At 45.0% G+C, this 21,401-nt stretch carries 26 protein-coding genes; 16 read left to right on the plus strand and 10 right to left on the minus strand.

The genetic code is table 11. The features are described from left to right. Positions 1-24: 24 nt before the first annotated feature. Both lolA and OMP94_RS09315 read left to right on the plus strand, forming a co-directional pair. Entirely contained in the window at positions 25-657 is a 633-nt protein-coding gene (gene lolA / locus OMP94_RS09310) for an outer membrane lipoprotein chaperone LolA (RefSeq protein ID WP_266278017.1), read from the plus strand. Then, entirely contained in the window at positions 658-1,986 is a 1,329-nt protein-coding gene (locus OMP94_RS09315) for a replication-associated recombination protein A (RefSeq protein WP_323135078.1), read from the plus strand. Here OMP94_RS09315 and OMP94_RS09320 read toward each other — a convergent pair. From OMP94_RS09320 to OMP94_RS09330, 3 genes are read right to left on the minus strand one after another with little or no spacing between them, the layout of a single operon-like run. After that, complete coding sequence (locus tag OMP94_RS09320) at positions 1,983-2,726, minus strand: class I SAM-dependent methyltransferase (RefSeq protein ID WP_266278018.1); 744 nt, start codon at positions 2,724-2,726, stop codon at positions 1,983-1,985. The two genes, OMP94_RS09315 and OMP94_RS09320, sit on opposite strands and share 4 nt — an antisense overlap. A 20-nt stretch (positions 2,727-2,746) precedes the next feature. Further along, the gene (locus tag OMP94_RS09325; RefSeq protein WP_266278019.1) at positions 2,747-3,736 is read right to left on the minus strand and encodes a YncE family protein; all 990 of its coding nucleotides are present in this window, start codon (positions 3,734-3,736) and stop codon (positions 2,747-2,749) included. Further along, a complete protein-coding gene (locus OMP94_RS09330) occupies positions 3,736-4,299 on the minus strand; it encodes an SRPBCC family protein (protein WP_266278020.1) in 564 nt (187 codons plus the stop codon). Before OMP94_RS09330 ends, OMP94_RS09325 begins: the two co-directional genes overlap by 1 nt. A 213-nt stretch (positions 4,300-4,512) precedes the next feature. On the opposite strand from OMP94_RS09330, the gene OMP94_RS09335 reads away from it, so the two are divergent. The 10 genes from OMP94_RS09335 to hisC are packed head-to-tail and all read left to right on the plus strand — an operon-like array spanning position 4,513 to position 12,026. After that, positions 4,513-5,319: an ABC transporter ATP-binding protein gene (locus OMP94_RS09335; protein WP_266278021.1), complete on the plus strand. Its 807-nt coding sequence runs from the start codon at positions 4,513-4,515 to the stop codon at positions 5,317-5,319. Beyond that, positions 5,316-6,095, plus strand: coding sequence for a lipid asymmetry maintenance ABC transporter permease subunit MlaE (mlaE, locus tag OMP94_RS09340; RefSeq protein ID WP_266278022.1), 780 nt, complete (start codon positions 5,316-5,318; stop codon positions 6,093-6,095). Before OMP94_RS09335 ends, mlaE begins: the two co-directional genes overlap by 4 nt. A gap of 4 nt (positions 6,096-6,099) precedes the next feature. After that, positions 6,100-6,564, plus strand: coding sequence for an outer membrane lipid asymmetry maintenance protein MlaD (gene mlaD, locus OMP94_RS09345; RefSeq protein ID WP_266278023.1), 465 nt, complete (start codon positions 6,100-6,102; stop codon positions 6,562-6,564). Next, positions 6,564-7,202: an MlaC/ttg2D family ABC transporter substrate-binding protein gene (locus OMP94_RS09350; protein ID WP_266278024.1), complete on the plus strand. Its 639-nt coding sequence runs from the start codon at positions 6,564-6,566 to the stop codon at positions 7,200-7,202. The genes mlaD and OMP94_RS09350 overlap by 1 nt, the downstream gene beginning before the upstream one ends. An 8-nt stretch (positions 7,203-7,210) precedes the next feature. Next, entirely contained in the window at positions 7,211-7,504 is a 294-nt protein-coding gene (locus tag OMP94_RS09355; RefSeq protein WP_266278025.1) for an STAS domain-containing protein, read from the plus strand. Next, positions 7,504-7,725: a BolA family protein gene (locus tag OMP94_RS09360; protein ID WP_266278026.1), complete on the plus strand. Its 222-nt coding sequence runs from the start codon at positions 7,504-7,506 to the stop codon at positions 7,723-7,725. Before OMP94_RS09355 ends, OMP94_RS09360 begins: the two co-directional genes overlap by 1 nt. 26 nt (positions 7,726-7,751) lie before the next feature. Next, positions 7,752-9,038: a UDP-N-acetylglucosamine 1-carboxyvinyltransferase gene (gene murA / locus OMP94_RS09365; RefSeq protein WP_266278027.1), complete on the plus strand. Its 1,287-nt coding sequence runs from the start codon at positions 7,752-7,754 to the stop codon at positions 9,036-9,038. Further along, positions 9,031-9,675: an ATP phosphoribosyltransferase gene (gene hisG, locus OMP94_RS09370; RefSeq protein ID WP_266278028.1), complete on the plus strand. Its 645-nt coding sequence runs from the start codon at positions 9,031-9,033 to the stop codon at positions 9,673-9,675. The genes murA and hisG overlap by 8 nt, the downstream gene beginning before the upstream one ends. Then, positions 9,668-10,969 carry a histidinol dehydrogenase gene (hisD, locus tag OMP94_RS09375; RefSeq protein WP_266278029.1) on the plus strand — a complete coding sequence of 434 codons (1,302 nt, stop codon included), beginning with the start codon at positions 9,668-9,670 and terminating at the stop codon, positions 10,967-10,969. Before hisG ends, hisD begins: the two co-directional genes overlap by 8 nt. A 1-nt stretch (position 10,970) precedes the next feature. Next, entirely contained in the window at positions 10,971-12,026 is a 1,056-nt protein-coding gene (gene hisC / locus OMP94_RS09380; RefSeq protein ID WP_266278030.1) for a histidinol-phosphate transaminase, read from the plus strand. Here the strand turns inward: hisC and OMP94_RS09385 are convergent. Beyond that, on the minus strand, positions 12,023-12,649 hold the full coding sequence (locus OMP94_RS09385) for a DUF4124 domain-containing protein (RefSeq protein ID WP_266278031.1): 627 nt from the start codon (positions 12,647-12,649) through the stop codon (positions 12,023-12,025). The genes hisC and OMP94_RS09385 overlap by 4 nt on opposite strands. A gap of 68 nt (positions 12,650-12,717) precedes the next feature. Between OMP94_RS09385 and OMP94_RS09390 the strand changes: the two genes are divergently transcribed. After that, positions 12,718-13,473: a sulfite exporter TauE/SafE family protein gene (locus OMP94_RS09390; RefSeq protein WP_266278032.1), complete on the plus strand. Its 756-nt coding sequence runs from the start codon at positions 12,718-12,720 to the stop codon at positions 13,471-13,473. Here the strand turns inward: OMP94_RS09390 and pyrE are convergent, their stop codons facing one another. The 6 genes from pyrE to OMP94_RS09420 are packed head-to-tail and all read right to left on the minus strand — an operon-like array spanning position 13,474 to position 18,060. Next, positions 13,474-14,115 carry an orotate phosphoribosyltransferase gene (gene pyrE / locus OMP94_RS09395; protein ID WP_266278033.1) on the minus strand — a complete coding sequence of 214 codons (642 nt, stop codon included), beginning with the start codon at positions 14,113-14,115 and terminating at the stop codon, positions 13,474-13,476. It abuts the gene before it with no gap. Beyond that, positions 14,116-14,718 (minus strand): methionine biosynthesis protein MetW, encoded by a 603-nt coding sequence (gene metW / locus OMP94_RS09400; RefSeq protein WP_266278034.1) that lies wholly within the window; start codon positions 14,716-14,718, stop codon positions 14,116-14,118. It abuts the gene before it with no gap. Continuing rightward, positions 14,715-15,866, minus strand: coding sequence for a homoserine O-succinyltransferase MetX (gene metX, locus OMP94_RS09405; protein WP_266278035.1), 1,152 nt, complete (start codon positions 15,864-15,866; stop codon positions 14,715-14,717). The genes metW and metX overlap by 4 nt, the downstream gene beginning before the upstream one ends. A gap of 58 nt (positions 15,867-15,924) precedes the next feature. Beyond that, on the minus strand, positions 15,925-16,491 hold the full coding sequence (locus tag OMP94_RS09410; RefSeq protein ID WP_266278036.1) for a YggT family protein: 567 nt from the start codon (positions 16,489-16,491) through the stop codon (positions 15,925-15,927). Beyond that, positions 16,484-17,314 (minus strand): pyrroline-5-carboxylate reductase, encoded by an 831-nt coding sequence (gene proC / locus OMP94_RS09415; RefSeq protein ID WP_266278037.1) that lies wholly within the window; start codon positions 17,312-17,314, stop codon positions 16,484-16,486. Before proC ends, OMP94_RS09410 begins: the two co-directional genes overlap by 8 nt. 53 nt (positions 17,315-17,367) lie before the next feature. Then, the gene (locus tag OMP94_RS09420; protein WP_266278038.1) at positions 17,368-18,060 is read right to left on the minus strand and encodes a YggS family pyridoxal phosphate-dependent enzyme; all 693 of its coding nucleotides are present in this window, start codon (positions 18,058-18,060) and stop codon (positions 17,368-17,370) included. Between the two features lie 88 nt (positions 18,061-18,148). Here OMP94_RS09420 and OMP94_RS09425 point away from each other — a divergent pair, with 88 nt between their 5' ends. From OMP94_RS09425 to OMP94_RS09435, 3 genes are all read left to right on the plus strand, one after another. Next, positions 18,149-19,186: a type IV pilus twitching motility protein PilT gene (locus tag OMP94_RS09425; protein WP_266278039.1), complete on the plus strand. Its 1,038-nt coding sequence runs from the start codon at positions 18,149-18,151 to the stop codon at positions 19,184-19,186. A gap of 9 nt (positions 19,187-19,195) precedes the next feature. Further along, positions 19,196-20,338, plus strand: a complete 1,143-nt coding sequence (locus OMP94_RS09430; RefSeq protein ID WP_266278147.1) for a PilT/PilU family type 4a pilus ATPase — start codon at positions 19,196-19,198, stop codon at positions 20,336-20,338. 177 nt (positions 20,339-20,515) lie between these two features. Further along, entirely contained in the window at positions 20,516-21,355 is an 840-nt protein-coding gene (locus OMP94_RS09435) for an OmpA family protein (protein WP_266278040.1), read from the plus strand. The last annotated feature ends 46 nt before the right edge of the window (positions 21,356-21,401 follow it).

Raw genomic sequence — 21,401 nt, forward strand, 5'->3', positions numbered from 1 at the left:
GCGATGAATCATCAGGAGAAAAATATGTTGAAGCGATTTTCGCTTATGCTGATTGGCAGCTTAAGTTTGGTTAGTGGTATGGCCCATGCTGAACAAGATGCTGTCGATCGTTTGCATCAATTTGTTGAGCAGGTTAATGAGTTTCAAGCCACATTTACGCAAACAGTAGTTGATGGCCAAGGTAACTTGATTGAAGAAGCCGAAGGCGAGTTTTTACTGTCCCGGCCGGGTAAGTTTCGCTGGGATTATGTCAGTCCTTATGCACAAGAAATTGTCGCGGATGGTGAAAATATCTGGTTTTACGATGTTGACCTTGAGCAAATTACTGTAAAAAATCAGGATGAGGCTTTGGCTGATACGCCTGCAGGTCTATTATCAGGTCAAAGCATGCCTGAGGATACCTACAACATTACCGTCTTAAATAAAGGTGATGATCTGCAATGGGTAGAAATGACGCCGAAAGATCATGACTCTAATTACCAGCGTGTTGAGTTAGGTTTTGACAAAACAGGTCTGCAACAAATGTTGATGACTGATGCCTTTGATCAACGCACTAAACTGCAATTTAGTGATGTGAAAGTGAACCCATCATTGGATGTTAGCCGTTTTGACTTTGAGCCACCTGCTGGCGTTGATGTCGTTGGAGACACGCAATAAGTGAGTTTGTTTGATAACTTACAATCAACAGGTCGGCCTCTGGCCGACCGAATGCGTCCACAGTCACTAGATGATTACATTGGACAGCAACATTTAATCGGTGAAGGTAAACCCCTCAGACAGGCAATCGCGACCGGCCAGCCACACTCCATGATTTTCTGGGGGCCACCGGGTACTGGTAAAACCACATTAGCACGTTTGATTGCTGGGTACTGTGATGCTGAGTTCATCACCATTTCTGCGGTGCTGGCCGGTGTTAAAGAAGTTCGTGAAGCCGTTGCTAGGGCTAAGCTAATCGCCCAAGAGCGTGGTAAAAGTACCATGTTGTTTGTTGACGAAGTTCATCGATTTAATAAATCTCAACAAGATGCTTTTTTGCCTTACGTTGAGGATGGTACGTTTACATTTATCGGTGCAACCACCGAAAACCCCTCATTTGAACTGAATAACGCCTTACTCTCTCGGGCTAGAGTTTACGTTCTCAAGTCGTTAGAAACGGCCGATTTGCGGTTAATTATCGATAAGGCTATGGCTGACGGCATAAAAGGCCTCGCTGGACGCAATATCAGCCTCGCAGATGGTTTGCGGGATCAGTTAGCTGAAGCGGCTGATGGTGATGGTCGCCGAGTTTTAAACCTCTTAGAAATTATGATTGATTTGGCTGATAGCAAAGGCCAGTCAGCCGTAGCAGAAGATGATTTAAAAGAGGTGTTATCAGGTAGTTTCCGGCGCTTTGATAAGGGCGGAGAGTCATTTTATGACCAGATCTCCGCCTTGCATAAATCTGTTCGCGGCAGTGCGCCTGATGCCGCTTTATATTGGTTGTGTCGCATGCTTGATGGTGGTTGTGACCCAGTTTATTTGATGCGTCGCATTGTCAGAATGGCTGTTGAGGATATCGGTAATGCCGATCCTCGCGCACTAGAAATCACCTTAAATGCTTGGGACAGTTTAGAAAAATTAGGTCGACCAGAAGGTGAATTATCGATTGCACAAGCTGTGGTTTATCTTGCTTGTGCTCCGAAAAGTAATGCCGTCTATACGGCCTTCAAAGCGGCAATGCATGATGTCAAAACCCATGGTTCTGCCGAAGTGCCACTGCATTTACGCAATGCACCTACGAAACTGATGAAAGAGCTCGATTATGGCAAAGCCTATCGTTATGCTCATGATGAACCTGATGCATATGCTGCTGGGGAAACCTATTTTCCAGAGTCGATGGGTGAGCGTCGTTATTATCAGCCGGTCAACCGTGGCTTAGAAATCAAGATTGCTGAGAAACTGGCGAGACTGAATCAACTCGACGAGCAGGCACGTAAACGGCGTTAAGCTCTAACGGGTGCGTAAATATCGTATCGGGTATTTTTGCTGGCAACTTCTGCGACAGGCTTTTTAGTACTTAACAACGGTGCTCCTTTGGGCCTTTTCACGACAACACGTTTGTTAGCACGCTGAAGTGCAATGGTTAACAAAGCTTCGCCGGTTTGGTCATGACCAACCAGTTGATGTAATAGCTGCATATCTTTTTTGACTAAAGCGCTTTTATCTCGACTGGGATACATTGGATCAAGATAAATAACATCAGGCCAATTGGTCTCATCAAGCGACGTCAGGTAATCAACCGCATTCGCATGCTTTACAGCCATTCTGGCGGCAATGGTTGAGGTTTCCTCATGGCCAATAGCTCTTGCAATACCATCATCAATTAAAGCCGCCAGAATAGGCTGCTGTTCAATCATTGTGATAGAGCAACCTAAGCTTGCCAGTACAAAGGCATCTCGTGCCCAACCTGCTGTTGCATCGATAACAGTTGGTGTGTGACCTGATTTAAGGCCGATGGCTTTTGCTAAAGGTTGACCTCGACCACCACCAAATTGACGCCGGTGGGCATTTTTACCGCTGATAAAATCAACTTGAATTGGACCGCCTAAAGAGGGTGCCCATAAACTCAGACCATTATCATCAACAAGCAGTTGTAATGGGGCATCAGATTGTTGGCTACTAGACAGGTTGAGATTATTGGCCAGTGTTTCCGCACGTGCTTGGAAATCGGCCGTTGGCCAACTCACTTCACAGTCCAGCATTGATTTTAGGGGCCAGCAATAAAATCGCCAAAGGCACGACTGCCCGCTGCGGTAGGGATATTGTCAATTAACTTATCTGTTTGCGCATCGATAATAGATACTTGGCCGCTACCCCAATTAGCCACATAGACATAACGACCATTGTTACTGACATCAATGCCTTCTGGGGTGTCATCAACCTCAATGACAGCGATGACTTCTTCTGAGGCTAAATCAACTTTTGAGACTGTATGTTCATCTTGGTTAGTAACATATAGTGTCGAGTCGTCTGGGCTCAATGTTGCACAATATGGCCATTCACCGACTTCTATACTAGACACGGTTTTTTGTTGCGTCGTATCAACAACGCTAACGCTATTGTCTTGAACGTTGACGGTATATAAACGGCTGCCATCTTGGCTCAATGCAATGCCAAACGGGGCTTTGCCAACTGCAACTTCGGCCACTGCTTGATGGGTCGTTAAATCAACGATACTGACAGAATTGTCGTCACGGTTCGCAACGTACAATTTTTGTCTGGCATCATCGACAATCATGCCTGCCGGTGACTTACCTACGGCAATGTGATTAATGATTTTTTTCTGTTCAGTATCGACGACACTGACTTGATGTTGATACCAGTCTGCAACGTAGAGCAGGCTGCCATCATCATTGCTTGCAATACCGACAGGACCATCACCGACTTTCAGGCGATCGGTTTCTTGCATTAGGGTGGTGTCGATAAAAGAAATATCTTGCGAGTCAGCATTACTAATAAAGACTTTTGTGCCATCTTTACTCAGTGCAACACCTGCTGGTGCCTTACCTACGCTGATCGTATGTGTAATTTGGTTGGTTTGCAGATCGATAACACTGACGTTATCGGCTAGCTGATTGGTAATGTATGCAAACTGCGGCGTGTCATCATCGCAGCCAGCAATTAAAAGACTTGGGATAATTAAGAAAGCGGCCCACAAAGGGGCCGCTTTTTTATGTCTGTTCGAAAAACCGAACATTATTTTTCCAGAACAGTTTTCATGTTTTCCAGACCTGCTTTGTATACAGCAGTAACTGCATCAACTGCGTCTGAATCTGATTGACCTTCTGGTACTGGTGGGTTGTCCATGAATGAACGGTAGAACTTACCGCGCCATTTGACTTCTGTACCACCGTCAACTTCTTTTACATACATCCAAGATTTGTAGGTAGATACTGGCAACGTATAGTAAGGAGTATCTTTACTGTTAAAAGTAATCGTTTTAACAACACTCATGTCTTCGATTTTATAAATCAGTGTTTTACGTTCTTCGTCAACTTTATCCAATTCTTCTGTAATTGTTGGATTACCATCAACGTTCAGCGTCAGAACACGAACATTGTCGCCTTTCATTTCAACGCTTTGTACAGCTGGGTGCCATTGGTCGATGGCTGTAAAATCGCTTACTAATGCCCATACTTTGTCTGCTGGTGCATTGATCACAACTTTTTCTTCAACCATTTGGCGTGTTGGGCCATGAGCACTTGCCACAACAGGTACAACTGTCATTGCGATGGCAAAAAACTGTAACAACTTTTTCATTATTTTCTCCGTCTTTTATGAGGTGACTTGAACATTACCACGAGGATTCTGAACGTACTCTGAACAGAAGCCAAGTATGAATTTTTCCTGATTTATTGGAAACGTTGCAGACAACTTTAACGGATTGGCTTGCGGTGTTCCATAGTATGATTTGACTTAACCCCGCAGATTACCGAAAATTAGCCCCCTTATTTTTAAGATACCGGCTGGGCTATGACGCCACTGATCAAAATCAGAGATTTGCACTTTTATCGTGGTAACAAAGCGATTTTCGACGGCGTCGATATCGATATTTATCAGGGTAGAGTCACAGCTATTATGGGGCCTAGCGGTACCGGTAAAACCACGCTACTCAAGCTGATTGGCGGTCAACTGCGTCCGCAGCGAGGCAGTATCATTGTTGACGGACAAGACGTCCACAAGCTGCCGAGAAAAGCGCTCTATGCGCTACGTAAGCGCATGGGTATGCTCTTCCAAAGTGGTGCGCTGCTAACTGATATTAATGTGTTCGACAACGTGGCTTTTCCGCTGCGTGAACATACTGATTTGCCTGATTCGATGATCCGTGACTTGGTATTGATGAAGTTACAGGCAGTTGGTCTTCGTAATGCGCGAAATTTGATGCCTGCAGAGTTATCAGGCGGTATGGCAAGACGCGTTGCTTTAGCGCGAGCGATGGCATTAGACCCGATGATGATTATGTACGATGAGCCATTCACCGGCCAAGATCCTATTTCAATGGGAACATTGGTCAATCTGATTCGTCGGGTGAATGATGCTATGGGCTTAACCAGCATCGTGGTATCACACGATGTGGCCGAGACTTCTCAAATTGCTGACGATATCTATTTATTGTCAGGTGGCAAAGTAATTGAGCAGGGCACGCCTGAGCAATTACAAAAATCTGGCTCAAGTTGGGTTGAACAATTTTTACAGGGTAAACCTGATGGTCCGGTGCCATTCCACTATCCGGGTACAGCGTTTGCGGATGATTTACTGGCGGATGAGGACAACCGATGATTGACTTTATTCGGGGGCTGGGCCGCTGGGGATTAGCCACCATGGAACGACTTGGTCGGGCCACAATGTTGTTGTTGCAAATTCTGGCGGGTATTCCAGAATTGATGATGCGATTTTCACTGGTTATTCAACAACTTTTTTATGTTGGTGTTTTATCAGTACTTATCATTTTGGTTTCGGGTTTATTTGTCGGCATGGTCTTGGGGCTGCAAGGTTACAATACGCTAGTAGATTTTGGCGCCGAAGAGTCTTTGGGGGTTTTAGTCTCACTATCATTAGTCCGTGAGCTTGGCCCTGTGGTAACGGCTTTATTGTTTGCCGGTCGAGCAGGCTCTGCATTAACTGCTGAAGTCGGGCTGATGAAAAGTACCGAGCAGTTATCAGGCATGGAAATGATGGCTGTTGACCCAATCCGTCGCGTTATTGCGCCACGTTTCATTGCCGGCTTTATTTCAATGCCACTACTGGCAGCTATTTTTAGCGCCGTAGGTGTGTTTGGTGCATTTTTAGTTGGCCATGGTTTATTGGGTGTTGATGACGGTGCTTTCTGGTCACAAATGCAGGCAAAAACAGATTGGTATGACGATGTGATGAACGGCGTCATTAAAAGTATTGTGTTTGGATTTGTTGTGACCTGGATTGCTTTGTTTGAAGGCTATGATGCGGTGCCAACGTCGGAAGGCGTAGGGCGCTCTACAACGCGTACAGTAGTACATTCTGCGTTTGCGATTCTAGGGCTGGATTTTGTACTAACAGCGTTGATGTTTGGAGAGTGAGAAAATGATTCAAAGTAAGCAAACCGAGATTCTGGTCGGCCTGTTTGTCGCCGCCGGTCTGGCTGCGTTGTTTGTACTGGCCATGAAAGTAAGTAATCTGGGCAGTATTAGTGATGACTCTGGTTATCAAGTGACTGCACACTTCCAAAATATTGGTGGATTGAAACCGCGCTCACCAGTCTCTATGGCGGGGGTTCGTGTTGGTCGTGTTGCAAGTATTCACCTCGACCCGGAAACTTATGATGCGGTTGTGACACTCAATATCTATTCGCAGTATGACAATATCCCGTTGGATTCATCAGCGAGTATTTACACTGCAGGCCTGCTGGGTGAGCAATACATTGGCTTAGAAGCAGGTGCAGATGATTTTTATCTGGCAGATGGCGATGAAATTACCTTAACGCAACCTGCTGTTGTGTTAGAGCAAATCATCGGTCAGTTCCTTTACGGTATGGCAGAAGGTGAATAATGATGCAAATCGCGAACACATTTAAAGTTGGTGCCTTATTGTTAGCAGCAATGCTAATGACGGTATCAGCGATGCACGCTAAAGCAGAAGATATGCCTGCACCGCAAGCGTTGGTAAAACAGGCTTCGGATGAAATGTTGGCTGCGCTTGAAGAGCATGAAGCCGAGTTGGCTGAGAACCCAAGCAAAATTTACAGCTTGGTTGATGAGATTTTAATTCAACATTTTGATTTTGCTCGCATGGCAAAACTGGCGTTGGGTAAAAATTGGAATAGCATTAGCGAGGATCAACAAGCGCGCTTTGTCGAAGAATTTCGTCTTTTGTTAGTTCGCACTTATTCAACAGCAATGTTGGAATACACAGACGAAGAAATCCGTTTCTTGCCGTTTCGTGATGATTTGAGCAAAAAACGTGTCAATGTCCCAATGGAAGTAGTGCAAGCCGGTGGCCCTGGCATTCCAATGGTGTTGTCTTTGTATCAAGACAATGCTGATCAATGGAAAGTCTATGATGTCAAAATTGAAGGCATCAGCTTGGTGACCAATTACCGCTCATCATTTAGTCGTGACATTAACAACGGCGGTATCGATAAATTGATCGAAGATTTAGCTCAGCGTAACGAAAAAGCCAAATCATGAGTATTCGCATGGATAATGTCGCTCAATGCTTGCGAGTTAGCGGCGATTTAACGCTAGATGCTGTACAAGATTATATCGATCAAAGTAAGTCAGCTTTTAAAGAGTTAGCAACGATCAATGTTGACTTATCTGAAGTGAAAAAAAGTGACAGTGCTGGATTAGCACTGCTTTTACGTTGGATGCGTGAAGCACGTGCCAGCGATAAACAAATTATTTTTATGCAGATGCCAGCGCAAATGTTGGCAATGGCTGAGGCCAGTGGCTTGGACGCTATTCTGCCCCTTGATTCACAGAGTGCATAATGAAAGCCAGCGACATTAAGCAAATGATCGAACAAGGTCTGCCAGGTTCAGACGTTGAAGTTTTGGGTGATGATGGGCAACACTTTGATGCCATCGTCGTCAGTCCAGCATTTGCAGGAAAAAGTTTGATTGAACAACACCGTATGGTGAAAGCTACCTTAGGTGATAAGTTTAGCAGTGGTGAATTACACGCTTTATCACTGAAAACCCGTGCTAGTTAATAAGCGCCGTAACCACAAGAGATATTATGGATAAACTGATAATCAGAGGCGGCGTGCCGCTGGACGGCGAGATCCGTATTTCCGGAGCAAAAAATGCTGCGTTGCCGATCCTTATGGGCGCTTTATTAGCTGACTCACCAGTTCGAATTGGTAATGTTCCGCATCTGCATGACATCACGACAACCCTTGAGTTGTTGGGCCGTATGGGTGTGTCATTAACGGTAGATGAGCGTTCAGGCGTTGAAATTGACCCGACCACTTTAACCGCAACCGAAGCGGCTTATGACTTGGTTAAAACCATGCGTGCTTCGATCTTGGTGCTTGGTCCTTTGTTGGCGAGACATGGTAAAGCGGATGTCTCGTTACCAGGCGGTTGTGCTATCGGTTCTCGTCCAGTTGATCTGCATTTACGTGGTTTAGAAGCCATGGGCGCACAGATTAAAGTTGAGAATGGTTATATTCGAGCAACTAGTGGTGAAGGTTTAAAAGGCGCGCACATTTTCATGGATCAAGTTACCGTAACCGGTACTGAAAACTTGATGATGGCTGCCACCTTAGCCAAAGGTAAAACCATCATTGAAAATGCGGCACGTGAACCTGAAGTCGTCGACTTAGCTAACTATCTGATCAAGATGGGCGCTGATATCAAAGGTGCAGGCACTGCAACGTTAGAAATTAATGGTGTCGAAAAACTGCATGGCACGCGTTATGACATTTTGCCTGACCGTATTGAGACGGGTACTTATTTGGTTGCTGCGGCAATCACGCGTGGTCGCGTAAAACTCAAAGATACAGATGCCAACCAACTGGAAGCAGTTTTGTTAAAGCTTGAAGAAGCTGGTGCCAAAATTGAAGTTGGTGAAGACTGGATAAGCCTTGATATGGAAGGGCGCCAACCAAAAGCTGTCAATATTAGAACAGCGCCTTATCCTGCGTTTCCAACTGATATGCAGGCACAGTTTACAGCCTTAAACAGTGTGGCAGATGGTCAGGCGACGATTGTTGAGACTGTTTTTGAAAACCGTTTCATGCATGTACAAGAAATGCAGCGTATGGGCGCGCATTTGCAAATTGAAGGTAATACCGTTGTCAGCAAAGGTCGTGATGCGTTAACTGCTGCGCCAGTGATGGCAACTGATCTTCGGGCCTCTGCATGTTTAGTCTTGGCAGCATTGGTTGCCGAGGGTGAAACAGTTGTTGAACGTATTTACCACATTGATCGTGGTTATGAATGTATTGAAGAAAAGCTACAGCAATTGGGGGCACGTATTCGTCGTATCCCAACTGGTCTGCGGAGCGTAGAAAATGGCTGAAACATTGACACTGGCACTATCTAAAGGCCGTATTTTTAAAGAAACACTGCCTTTGTTAGAAGCTGCCGGTATCGTGCCACTGGATGATCCTGAAACCAGTCGTAAGCTGATTCTTTCGACCAACCAACCCGATGTACGGTTAATTATTGTCCGCGCTTCTGATGTACCGACTTATGTTGAGTATGGTGGTGCTGATGTTGGTGTTGCAGGTAAAGATGTGTTGATGGAGCATCCTGATGCTGAACTTTATGAGCCAGTTGATTTGCAGATCGCTTGCTGCAAACTGATGACAGCAGGACATAAAGATGCACCGTTGCCACCAGGACGCCTGAAGGTCGCCACCAAGTTTGTTGAAAGCACCAGACGCTTTTACGCGGCACAAGGTCAACAAGTCGATATAATTAAGTTATACGGTTCGATGGAGTTGGCACCATTGGTTGGTTTAGCGGATCGAATTGTCGATGTTGTTGATACTGGTAACACGCTCCGTGCAAATGGTTTAGAACCTTTAGAACATATTGCGGATATTAGTTCACGTTTGGTGGTCAATAAAGCTTCAATGAAAACAAAACATCAACGGATTCAGAAATTTATTGACGATATCCGTGCCGCTGTAAGAGAACGAGAAAATGTTTGAAGTAACCCGCTTAAATTTTCAACAAGATGATTTCTGGTCAGAGCTATCTACGCTGCTGGCATGGGAAGGTGTGTCTGATGCTGCTGTGACAGATACCGTTCGCAACATTCTCGCTGATGTTAAGCAGCGAGGTGATGATGCTGTTGTTGATTACAGTCAGAAATTTGATCGTGTTAAAGCGACAAGCTTAACGGATTTAGAAATTTCTTTAGAGCGTGCTCACCAGGCATTAAACAATATTCCTGCTGCACAACGTGAGGCGCTCGAAAAGTCAGCTGAGCGTGTGCGTCGTTACCATGAACATCAAAAACAAGACTCGTGGCAGTACACAGAAGCTGATGGCACTGTTTTAGGCCAACAAGTCACGGCATTAGACCGAGCCGGTTTATATGTTCCTGGTGGTAAGGCTGCTTATCCTTCATCGGTTTTGATGAATGCCATTCCTGCCAAAGTAGCTGGTGTGAAAGAACTTATCATGGTGGTGCCAACGCCTGATGATGAAGTTAATGAGCTTGTATTAGCTGCTGCTGCGATTGCTGGTGTTGATCGTATTTTTGCTATTGGTGGTGCGCAGGCTGTTGCTGCATTAGCTTATGGCACACAAACTATTCCACAGGTCGATAAAATCGTTGGCCCAGGTAATATCTTTGTTGCTACAGCAAAAGGCATGGTATTTGGTACCGTTGGAATCGATATGATTGCTGGCCCATCTGAAATCTTAGTCATTTGTGATGGCAAAACGGATCCAGATTGGATTGCCATGGATCTATTCTCACAAGCAGAACATGACGAAGATGCTCAGGCAATTTTGGTCTCTCCTGATGCTGACTTCCTTGAAAAGGTAGCAGCATCGATTGATAAATTATTGCCAACGATGGAACGCGAAAAAATCATTAGCGCGTCATTAGGTGGTCGCGGTGCTCTGATTCAAGTTGCTGATATGCAAGAAGCTGTTGAAGTTGCTAACTTCATCGCTGCCGAACACTTGGAGCTATCAGTCGATAACCCTGCTGATATGGCTAAACAAATTCGCCATGCTGGTGCTATTTTCATGGGGCGCTATACACCTGAAGCGTTAGGTGATTATTGTGCTGGTCCAAATCATGTGTTGCCAACATCTCGTACGGCGCGTTTCAGTTCGCCGCTGGGTGTTTATGACTTCCAAAAACGTTCAAGCTTGATCCAGGTATCGGCGGAAGGCGCACAAACACTTGGAAAAATTGCTTCTGTATTGGCGCGTGGTGAGAGTTTGACCGCGCATGCCCGTAGTGCTGAATATCGTTTAAAAGACTGATATGAGCCGCTACTGGAGTGATTTTGTTCACACACTAGACCCTTATGTACCTGGGGAACAACCCCGTGGTGCAAATTTGGTTAAGCTCAACACCAATGAGAATCCATTTGGTCCATCACCAAAAGTGATTGAGGCCATCCGTCTCGCTGCAACAGACCGACTGCGTTTGTATCCTGTGCCAGATGGTGGTGCCTTGCGTCAGATCATTGCTGACTATCACCATGTAGATGTGAGCAATGTTTTTGTAGGTAATGGCTCAGATGAAGTCTTGGCGCACGTGTTCTTTGGTTTGTTTAAACATGCTGAGCCAATTTTATTTCCGGATATCACTTACAGTTTTTACCCGGTCTATTGCCAGCTCTACGGTATTGATTACGAAAATATTCCGCTGACAGATGATTTTGCAATTAACATTGCTGATTATCTACGTGCTAATGGCGGCATTATTTTCCCAAATCCTAATGCACCAACGGGACGTTTGCTGGAATTAAATGAGATTGAGACATTACTCAAAAATAATGTGGACTCAGTTGTTGTTATTGATGAAGCCTACGTTGATTTTGGCGGTGAATCAGCTATCTCCTTAACGAAGCAGTATCCGAATTTGCTGGTGACGCAAACACTGTCAAAATCACGATCTTTGGCTGGTATGCGGGTCGGTTTTGCGATTGGTCATGCTGATCTCATCGAAGCGTTAATTCGCGTTAAAGACAGCTTTAACTCATATCCTTTAGATAGTTTGGCGATTGCCGCAGGCGTCGCAGCTTTTGAAGATCGTGCTTATTTCCAAGACTGTCGTCAGCAAGTTATTGCTGAGCGTGATTTGGTCACAAAAGCGATGCAGGAAATGGGCTTCAAGGTTATTCCATCAGCGGCTAACTTTATATTTGCCCGGCATCCCGAGCAAGATGCTAAAGCGCTGGCCGATGCTTTACGTGAGAAAAGCATTATCGTGCGTTACTTTAACAAGCCACGCATCGAACAGTTTTTACGTATCACGATCGGCACTCATACCGAAAATCAATTACTGCTTAGCGAGTTAGATCTGTTGGTCTAACGTGGCGGCGTCAATAGCTTGTTCAAGCGTTGACGATCACTTTCATACTGTTCTGTTAATGCGCTAATTTCAGCACTAAGCTCATTGATCATTTGTCGATTGATGGTGAGTTCTTGCTCTGCTGCTGCAAGACGCTTTTTCAGATTATTTGAAATGGCAGCACCACTAAGTTCGCGTTTTGCTGCTTCTTCTTGTGCCTCGACAAGTCGCTGCTCAAGTTTAGGTTGTTTCGCGACTAGGGCATCAAGTCTTGCCTGTCGAACACCAAGCTCTTGATCGCGGTCGGCGACTAGCTCGGTTTCAGATGAATAGATGCTTAGTAATTGTTGGTCATGAATTTGCTGCTGACGTCTTAAATTAGCGGCTTGTTGAGCTTCAACTGCTGCGGCTTTTTGCTGCGCTTCAAGCTCAACTTGGCGTTTTGCTTCTTCTGCAAGTTCGGCTTCATTTAGAGCCGGTGGCACGCGCTCAATAAGGCGCATGCTCTTATCATCTAAAATATCGTAGCCTTGCTGTGCAGCTTCAGGCGGTAGGGTTTTACTCAGCGTCGGTGTACCACTTTCGTCATTAAAACGATAAAGTTGGCCGGCAAAAACGGTGTTACTTGTGAGACATAAACTCATCAAAAAGCTGCTGCTAAGTAAAGCTTTGCGTATCATCCTAATCCTCAACAATTTGAACGGCGTAAACCTTGACCCTTTTCGAACATTGTATTCTGTTTGTTATATCTTTGCTGTCCAGTATCTTTTCTGCACTAAGCGGCGGCGGTGCTGGCTTAATTCAGTTTCCAGTACTCATTTTTTTGGGGCTAAGTTTTTCTGTCGCTCTTGCAACCCATAAAGTAGCCAGTGTCGCTTTGGGGCTTGGTGCTGCACTTCGCCATATTTCTACCAGCCGTCTTGAGAGACAGTTCGTTGTATTGTTACTTATTGCTGGCCTGCCAGGAGTAGTTCTTGGCGGTAGCGTTATTTTATTAGTCCCTGAAAGAGTCGCCGAAATCGCATTAGGCATCTTAACGGGTAGTTTAGGCATTTATTCATATTTTAAGCCTGAACTAGGTCAAGTTTATCAGCCGAAAAATCGTTATCCGCAAGGTTATCTTCTTGGCAGCTTAATGTTATTTTTTTTAGGGATTCTAAGTGGCTCGTTAACATCTGGAACAGGGTTGTTTGTGACTATCTGGCTCATCATTTGGTTTGGCATGGATTACCAACGAGCAATAGCCTATACGATGATTTTGGTTGGCTTATTCTGGAACGGAACTGGCGCGATTACCCTATCAATACTAGGTGAAATTCGTTGGGACTGGCTGCCTGCGTTATTACTGGGCTCATTAATTGGCGGCTATCTAGGCACCCATATGGCCTTAAAGGCCGGAAATCGCTGGATCAAACGCTGCTTTGAGCTTGTTACCGTACTTATAGCCGTGAAGTTAATTTTCGGCTAATTACACGCCGTATTCGGCTCGATAGGCTGCAACGGCATCACGATGGGTTTGCAGATCTGCTTGACCATCAAGATATTGCAATAAGTCAGCCAGACAAATAATGCTTACAACAGGAATGCCGTAATCAGCTTCAACTTGGGCAATAGCTGATAATGCCGTTTTGCCACGTTCTTGTCGATCTAACGCGATGATAACGCCAGCAGGTTCTGCACCCGCAGCACGGATCATAGTGACCGACTCACCGACTGATGTGCCCGCTGAAATGACGTCATCAATAATCAGCACTTTGCCTGTTAATGGCGCACCAACAAGTTGTCCACCTTCACCGTGATCTTTGGCTTCTTTACGATTAAACGCATAAGGAATATCAATATTATGTTGGTCAGCTAAAGCAACAGCTGTTGTTGAAGCTAATGGAATACCTTTGTAGGCAGGGCCAAATAGCACATCAAACTGCAATTCACTATCGACGATACGCTGTGCATAAAAACGACCGAGCTGTGCAAGGCTGGCACCACTATTAAATAAGCCGCTATTAAAGAAATAAGGGCTTTGGCGCCCAGACTTTAAAGTAAAACTGCCAAATTTTAGAACGCCAGTCGCTAGTGCGAATTCAATAAAGTCGTGTTGATATGCTTTCATTTATTTTTGGTTATTTTGAATCAAGTAAACGGCCGTTTCGCCAAATAAATTAGGTAACAAGCGAATCGCTAAAGTGTCTTTATATTCGTGGTTTACAATGCTGCGATTGATAACATTAAAGCTGTTTTCGCGGCATAAACGCTCAAAATCTTGAATGGTGCACAAGTGGATATTGGGCGTTTCAAACCAATGGTTGGGTAGACTTTTCGACACCGGCATATGACCGCCAATACCTAACTGCCAACGACATTGCCAATGACCAAAGTTTGGAAAGCCAATGATGCCGTGACGACCAACACGCATAATTTCTTGTAATAAGAAGTCTGGACGTTTAATCGCCTGAAGCGTTTGTGACAGGATCACATAGTCGAAACTTTGATTGGCAAACTGCGTTAGACCCTCGTCTAAATCGGCTTGTAATACGTTGACGCCACTTGCCAAGCATTCAGCAAACTTACTGTTGTCAATTTCAAGGCCGTAGCCTGTGATATCACGCTGTTGTAGGTGTTTGAGCAAAGTGCCATTGCCACAGCCCAAATCAAGCACGCGAGATCCATTCGGGATCCAGTCGCTAATAATTTGTAAATCTAGGCGTAAGTTCATGCGACACCTATATCTTTGGCAACTTGCTGCATGTAGGTACTGAAAATTTCCATGTAGCGCGGGATCGGCATCAAAAAGGCATCATGGCCTTGATGTGCCTCTATCTCAGCATAGCTAACTTGTTTATTAGCACTTAATAGGGCATTGACGATTTCCAGTGAACGTAACGGTGAAAAGCGCCAGTCACTGGTAAATGACATTACCAACGTCTTAGCTTTAATGCTTTGCATCGTGGCATTGAGATCATCATTAAACGCTTTAGCCGGATCAAAATAATCCAGCGCTTTGGTCATCAATAGATAGGTATTTGCGTCAAACCGCTCAACAAAACTTGAGCTTTGGTAGCGAAGATAGCTTTCTATTTGAAACTCAACATCGTAGCCATATTGAATTTGTCCGCTTCTTAGCTCGCGGCCAAACTTTTGTCCCATCGCTTCATCTGACAAATAAGTAATATGCCCCAACATTCTGGCTAAACCTAAGCCCTGGCGGGGCAAGGTATTATGTTCTGCATAGTGACCACCATGAAAGTCAGGATCAGACTTGATGGCAGTACGAGCAACTTCGTTAAACGCAATATTCTGTGCGGATAATTTCGGTGCAGCAGCAATGATTAAGACATGTTTAACTCGGTCAGGAAGCGAAATCGCCCATTGCATGGCTTGCATACCACCAAGACTGCCGCCAACAACCGCTGCCCACTGATGGATGCCGAGGTTATCAGCCAAAATGGCTTGGCTTCGAACCCAATCAGGAACCGTCATGATAGGGAAGTCTGGGCCGTATAACTTGCCTGTTTGTGGATTGATGGTATTTGGGCCTGATGAGCCTTTACAACCACCAAGGTTATTTGGGCAAACGACAAAGAATTTGTTGGTATCAATCGCTTTGCCGGGACCAATTGCGGTATCCCACCAACCCGGTTTTTTATCATCAACGCTGTGGTAACCAGCCGCATGATGGTCACCGGACAATGCATGACAAATTAGTACTGCATTACTTTTATCAGCATTTAGTTGGCCGTATGTTTCATAAATCAGATCAAACTCCGGCAAGCTACGACCGCAATCTAATTCAAGCGGCTCTGAGACATGCAGATATTGAGGACTGACAAGGCCAACCGAATCAGTCGGCAAATTATCGGACATAACAACGGTCATCTAAAAAGTAAGCAGGCATTTTAATCAGCAAGGCCTTGGCAAGCAATTAAACCGCACCAATCAAAAGGGGTAAGACCAGCATTTGCAATACTTGCAGGCCAATAATAACGACAAGTGGTGAGAGATCAATACCGCCCATATCCGGCAACATGCGTCTGACTGGATTTAGTAAAGGCGCATTAAGTCTGACCAATAGCTCAGCCATGGGGTTGTAACTGCCGGGCGTGGTTAACCAACTTAATACCACCTCAATAAGAATGCTGACGGTAAATAAAGTGATAAACAGCTTAAAAACTTCTGCAAATGTAAATGGAATCAGTGTCAGTAAGCCGGGGACATTACCCATCAATGCTGAGGTCAGCACTAACTTTAATAAAGCCACAATCAGTAATAACACCAGTACTGCGGTATCAAGCTTACCTATGGCTGGTAATACGGCTCTAAGTGGTTGCACGACAGGCTGAGTGGCTCGAATTAACAGTTGTGTTAACGGTTGGTTACTCGGCCAGCGACTCCACGGCAGCAGTAAGCGTAAAGCTATCACCATCATGTAAAGGATAAATAACGTATCGATGATGAAAATCAGCGGGTTGCTGAGATAGCCATTAGTCATGATCTTGTCCTAATTGCGTACCAAGTTCGCGAGCACGCAGTGCGGCAGCAACTAAGGCATTTTCAAATAAACCATGCAATCCACCATCTTCAAGTTCATGGATTGCTCGCTCCGTGGTGCCACCAGGTGAGGTCACTTGTTGGCGAAGTGTCGCCACAGGTAAGTCACTTTCTAATGCCATTTTGGCGGCGCCAAATGCGGTTTCAAGGCATAACATTCGGGCTGTTTCTTGGGTAAGACCCAATTCGATAGCCGCATTTTCCATCGCTTCCATGACGAGGAAGAAGTAGGCTGGGCCACTTCCAGATAATGCTGTAACAGCATCCATCTTTGATTCAGTTTCTAACCAAATTGCAATACCAACGGCTCTGAGAATGGCTTCGGCTTGTTCTTTTTGGGTATCCGTAACATTTTCATTAGCAAACAAGGCGGTGGCTCCCGCTTGTACCAAAGATGGTGTGTTTGGCATGGCACGAACAATCGCGGCAGGTTGTTGTAACCAGCGACTCATATCTTCTAAACGAATGCCGGCAGCAATTGAAATTAGCAATGCTTTCTCTGGCCAAGTTGGTGCCAGTGACTTAATGACATCCTGCATTTGCTGTGGCTTAACTGCCAACACCACGACGTCAGCATCTGATAACGCTGCCGAGATCTCATCATGCACTTGTACGGCATATTTTTGTTGAAGATTGGTTAACACTTCTGGCTGCTTGTCGACGACATGAATCTGTTCTGCCGACTGTCCATCAGCAACTAATCCGCCGATTAAACTGCGAGCCATATTGCCGCCACCGATAAAAACAATTTTGCCTGTATTCATATTGACGCGAAATTACCTTGAGAAATGTAAGAGTGCCAGTGTACTGATAATCATTAAGCCTGTGTATGGCGTTTGCCAAAAAGTGCCGTGCCGATACGAACCATATTACTGCCTTCAGCAATAGCTGCGGTTAAATCGCCCGACATACCCATTGATAATGTATCAACCGTTGGATAAGTATTTTTGAGCTCTCTAAAGAGCGCAAAGCTTCGTTTGAAAGCATCATGTTGTTGGTCAATATCATCAGTTGCTGTTGGAATGACCATCAATCCCCGAAGGCATAGGTTGGGCATTTCATTTACTTGCTGGGCAAGGGCGGGAAGCTCATCAACGGTGAGACCTGACTTGGTATCTTCGTTATCAATATTAACTTGTAAGCAAATATTTAAAGCAGGCAAGCCGTCTGGCCGCTGGTCGTTGAGTCGTTGAGCGATCTTCTGGCGATCTACACTTTGTACCCAAGCAAAATTGGCCGCGATATCTCGTGTTTTATTTGATTGGATAGGACCAATGAAATGCCAAGTGAGCGATAAATCCGCAAGAGCATGAATTTTTTCTAAGGCTTCTTGAAGATAATTCTCGCCAAAATCTTGTTGGCCGGAGAGGGCGAGTTCACGAAGTCTATCGGCTGGCCAAGTTTTACTGACAGCAAGCAGATTGACTGAATTTTCGGGGCGATTTGCAGCATTTTCTGCAGCATGAATTTGCTGCAAAACTGCCTGCAAGTGATTTTTTATCTCCGTCATGTTGCAAGCCTTTTGAGAGCGCGCTACCTTAACTGTATCCACATCACGGTTAACTGCCGGTAACGAACAATTATTTTAGGGAAAGCCCATGGATATTACTGAATTGCTTACCTTCAGTGCAAAGAATAACGCTTCGGATTTGCACATTTCCTCAGGCGAACCACCAATGATTCGTGTAGATGGTGATGTAAAACGCATTAATTTGCCGCCAATGGAGCATAAAGAAGTCCATGGCATGATTTACGACATCATGAATGATAAGCAGCGTCGCGACTTTGAGGAGTTTTTAGAAGCTGACTTTTCATTTGAAGTGCCTAATCTTGCTCGTTTCCGGGTAAATGCATTCAACCAAAATCGTGGCGCTGCTGCCGTTTTTCGGACGATTCCATCGGTTGTGTTAACGCTTGAGCAATTGGGCGCGCCAGATATCTTTAAGCAAATTGCCGACAACCATCGCGGTATTGTTTTGGTTACAGGGCCAACCGGTAGTGGTAAATCAACCACTCTAGCGGCGATGATTAATTACCGTAATGAAAAAGATAATGAACATATCCTGACTATCGAAGATCCGATCGAATTTGTTCATAAAAGTAAAAAATGTTTGATTAACCAACGTGAAGTGCATCGTGACACCTTAGGGTTCAGTGAGGCATTAAGAAGTGCACTGCGTGAAGATCCTGACATTATTCTCGTCGGCGAGCTGCGTGACCTTGAAACCATTCGATTAGCATTAACTGCTGCTGAAACAGGTCACTTGGTATTCGGTACCTTACATACTTCCTCAGCGGCTAAAACTATCGACCGTATCATTGACGTTTTCCCTGCCGCAGAAAAAGACATGGTGCGTTCGATGTTATCTGAATCACTACGTGCCGTTATCTCACAAACACTGATGAAGAAAGTTGGTGGCGGTCGTGTCGCGGCACATGAAATCATGATTGGTACACCGGCAATTCGTAACCTTATCCGTGAAGATAAAGTGCCGCAGATGTATTCAGCCATTCAAACTGGCGGAGCAATTGGTATGCAGACATTAGATCAATGTTTGCAAGACCTTGTCCGTCGTCAACAAGTTACTAAAGCAGAAGCACTGCCACGCGCGGTGAACAAAGACCTGTTCCGTTAGGAGATTATGATGGAAATTGTCACTATCCTAAAAGCTGCCGTTAAGCATGATGCTTCGGATATTTTTATCACTGCTGATCGACCACCAACGCTTAAAGTAAGTGGACGCATGGCAACCTTATCGCAAGAACCTCTTAGTGAAGAAGAGGCGAGAAACCTCGTGCTAAGCACGATGAATGATGAGCAAAAGCGTGTCTTTGAGCGTGATAAAGAGTGTAACTACGCAATTGATACCAAAGGTGCTGGTCGTTTTCGTATTAGCGCACTGTATCAACGTAACCGTGTCGGTATGGTAATGCGTCTGGTGAAAGAGGATATTCCTTCGATTGACCAACTCCATGTGCCTGAAATTATTAAAGATCTCGCCATGACCAAACGTGGCTTGGTGATATTTGTTGGTGCAACAGGTAGTGGTAAATCAACCACGCTAGCAGCGATGATTGGTTATCGTAATCAAAATAGTTCTGGTCACATCCTAACGATTGAAGATCCTATCGAGTTTAACCACAAGCATGCAGGCTGCGTGGTGACTCAACGTGAAGTCGGTGTTGATACCGAATCATTTGATATTGCATTGAAGAACTCACTTCGTCAGGCACCTGACGTCATCATGATTGGTGAGATCCGCTCAAGAGACACCATGGATTACGGTATGGCCTTCGCAGAAACAGGCCACTTATGCCTATCTACACTGCATGCTAATAATGCTAACCAAGCCATGGATAGGATCGTTAACTTCTTCCCTGAAGAGCGCCACAAACAACTGTTTATGGATATGTCTCTGAACCTTAAGGCGGTTGTTGCCCAGCGATTAATTCCTAAGAAAGATGGTACGGGTGTTTGCGTGGCTGTTGAAGTATTACTGAATACGCCGCTTGTAGGAGACTTGATTGAAAAGGGTAAAGTCTCTGAGATCAAGGATGTTATGAAGCGTTCTCGGGAACTTGGCATGCAAACATTTGACCAAGCTGTGTACGATTTATACAAATCCGGTCAGATTTCATACGAAGATGCATTGAAAAATGCTGACTCAACCAATGAAGTACGTCTGATGATCAAGCTCGGTGCCGAGTCTGGCGACATCCCTGAAGAGCCTGGTATGCAAGGTTTATCATTAGAACCCGAACATGATGGTGTTATTGGTCGGATTTAAAAGGGGTATGTAGTCTGACGAAATTGTTATTTTTTTAATATGTTAGACTGCAAATGTAATTCGTATTATTATTAGTGTGAGTCAAACGCAACAAGGTGTTGTTTTTACGCAACGTAGCGTTGTACTGGCTGAATACGAAAGTTTTCCGCTTTAAATTAAAGAAAAAAGGAATCACTCATGAATCGACTATTTAAACTTGCTGCAGTTTTTCTGACTGCGGGTATGTTGGCTGCCTGTGCAGGCGTTGATCAACGTACAACTGATACTTATCTGCTTTGCTCTGTAGCTGGCGGTGTTGTAGGCGGTGCTGCAGTAGGTAGTGTCTCAGGTGGCGCAGGTGCCGTTGGTGGCGCTGTAGCCGGTTCACAATTAGCATTAGTTCTTTGTAATCCTGAAGGTGAAGTGCCAGCTGAAGCTGCTCCAGCGCCAGTTTGTGATGTTCCACCACCAGCAGGTGCGCTGACTGATGAAAACGGTTGTGCATTTGATAGCGACAAAGATGGTGTTGTTGATGGTATCGATATGTGCCAAAACACACCAGAAGGTGTTGAAGTTGACAGCGTTGGCTGCCCATTAGATTCAGACCGTGACGGTACTCCAGATTACAAAGATCTGTGCCCAGGTACACCACTGGGTGTAATCGTTGATGCTGATGGTTGCCCATTAGCTGGCGAAAACATTCTGTCTCTGACTGGTGTTAACTTTGCCTTTGATAAAGCTGTCTTGACTGCAGAAGCTGAAGGTACTCTGGATCAAGCGGTTGCTTTATTGAAAGAAACTGATGATGTTTTAGAAGTACGCGTTGAAGGTCACACAGACAGCGTTGGTAGCGAAGCTTACAACAAAGACCTGTCACAACGTCGCGCTGAAGCAGTTGTTGATTACTTAGTTGCACAAGGCGTTAACTCGACTCGTTTAGTCGCTGTTGGTATGGGTGAAGGTTTCCCAGTTGCTAGCAACGATACTGACGCAGGTCGTGCAGCGAACCGTCGTGTAGACTTCGTTGTTGTTGAATAATTTCAACAATAGTTAATACGGAAAAGGCCCTTTCGAGGGCCTTTTT

The organism is Methylophaga sp. OBS3, from assembly GCF_026319325.1.
In the GTDB taxonomy this organism is placed as follows: domain Bacteria; phylum Pseudomonadota; class Gammaproteobacteria; order Nitrosococcales; family Methylophagaceae; genus Methylophaga.

Coding starts and splice junctions, on each gene's coding strand:
- lolA (WP_266278017.1), top strand. CDS start 25: ATGTTGAAGCGATTTTCGCTTATGCTGATTGGCAGCTTAAGTTTGGTT.
- OMP94_RS09325 (WP_266278019.1), bottom strand. CDS start 3,736: ATGTTCGGTTTTTCGAACAGACATAAAAAAGCGGCCCCTTTGTGGGCC.
- OMP94_RS09330 (WP_266278020.1), bottom strand. CDS start 4,299: ATGAAAAAGTTGTTACAGTTTTTTGCCATCGCAATGACAGTTGTACCT.
- OMP94_RS09335 (WP_266278021.1), top strand. CDS start 4,513: ATGACGCCACTGATCAAAATCAGAGATTTGCACTTTTATCGTGGTAAC.
- mlaE (WP_266278022.1), top strand. CDS start 5,316: ATGATTGACTTTATTCGGGGGCTGGGCCGCTGGGGATTAGCCACCATG.
- mlaD (WP_266278023.1), top strand. CDS start 6,100: ATGATTCAAAGTAAGCAAACCGAGATTCTGGTCGGCCTGTTTGTCGCC.
- OMP94_RS09350 (WP_266278024.1), top strand. CDS start 6,564: ATGATGCAAATCGCGAACACATTTAAAGTTGGTGCCTTATTGTTAGCA.
- OMP94_RS09355 (WP_266278025.1), top strand. CDS start 7,211: ATGGATAATGTCGCTCAATGCTTGCGAGTTAGCGGCGATTTAACGCTA.
- OMP94_RS09360 (WP_266278026.1), top strand. CDS start 7,504: ATGAAAGCCAGCGACATTAAGCAAATGATCGAACAAGGTCTGCCAGGT.
- murA (WP_266278027.1), top strand. CDS start 7,752: ATGGATAAACTGATAATCAGAGGCGGCGTGCCGCTGGACGGCGAGATC.
- hisG (WP_266278028.1), top strand. CDS start 9,031: ATGGCTGAAACATTGACACTGGCACTATCTAAAGGCCGTATTTTTAAA.
- hisD (WP_266278029.1), top strand. CDS start 9,668: ATGTTTGAAGTAACCCGCTTAAATTTTCAACAAGATGATTTCTGGTCA.
- hisC (WP_266278030.1), top strand. CDS start 10,971: ATGAGCCGCTACTGGAGTGATTTTGTTCACACACTAGACCCTTATGTA.
- OMP94_RS09385 (WP_266278031.1), bottom strand. CDS start 12,649: ATGAGTTTATGTCTCACAAGTAACACCGTTTTTGCCGGCCAACTTTAT.
- pyrE (WP_266278033.1), bottom strand. CDS start 14,115: ATGAAAGCATATCAACACGACTTTATTGAATTCGCACTAGCGACTGGC.
- metW (WP_266278034.1), bottom strand. CDS start 14,718: ATGAACTTACGCCTAGATTTACAAATTATTAGCGACTGGATCCCGAAT.
- metX (WP_266278035.1), bottom strand. CDS start 15,866: ATGTCCGATAATTTGCCGACTGATTCGGTTGGCCTTGTCAGTCCTCAA.
- OMP94_RS09410 (WP_266278036.1), bottom strand. CDS start 16,491: ATGACTAATGGCTATCTCAGCAACCCGCTGATTTTCATCATCGATACG.
- proC (WP_266278037.1), bottom strand. CDS start 17,314: ATGAATACAGGCAAAATTGTTTTTATCGGTGGCGGCAATATGGCTCGC.
- OMP94_RS09420 (WP_266278038.1), bottom strand. CDS start 18,060: ATGACGGAGATAAAAAATCACTTGCAGGCAGTTTTGCAGCAAATTCAT.
- OMP94_RS09425 (WP_266278039.1), top strand. CDS start 18,149: ATGGATATTACTGAATTGCTTACCTTCAGTGCAAAGAATAACGCTTCG.
- OMP94_RS09430 (WP_266278147.1), top strand. CDS start 19,196: ATGGAAATTGTCACTATCCTAAAAGCTGCCGTTAAGCATGATGCTTCG.
- OMP94_RS09435 (WP_266278040.1), top strand. CDS start 20,516: ATGAATCGACTATTTAAACTTGCTGCAGTTTTTCTGACTGCGGGTATG.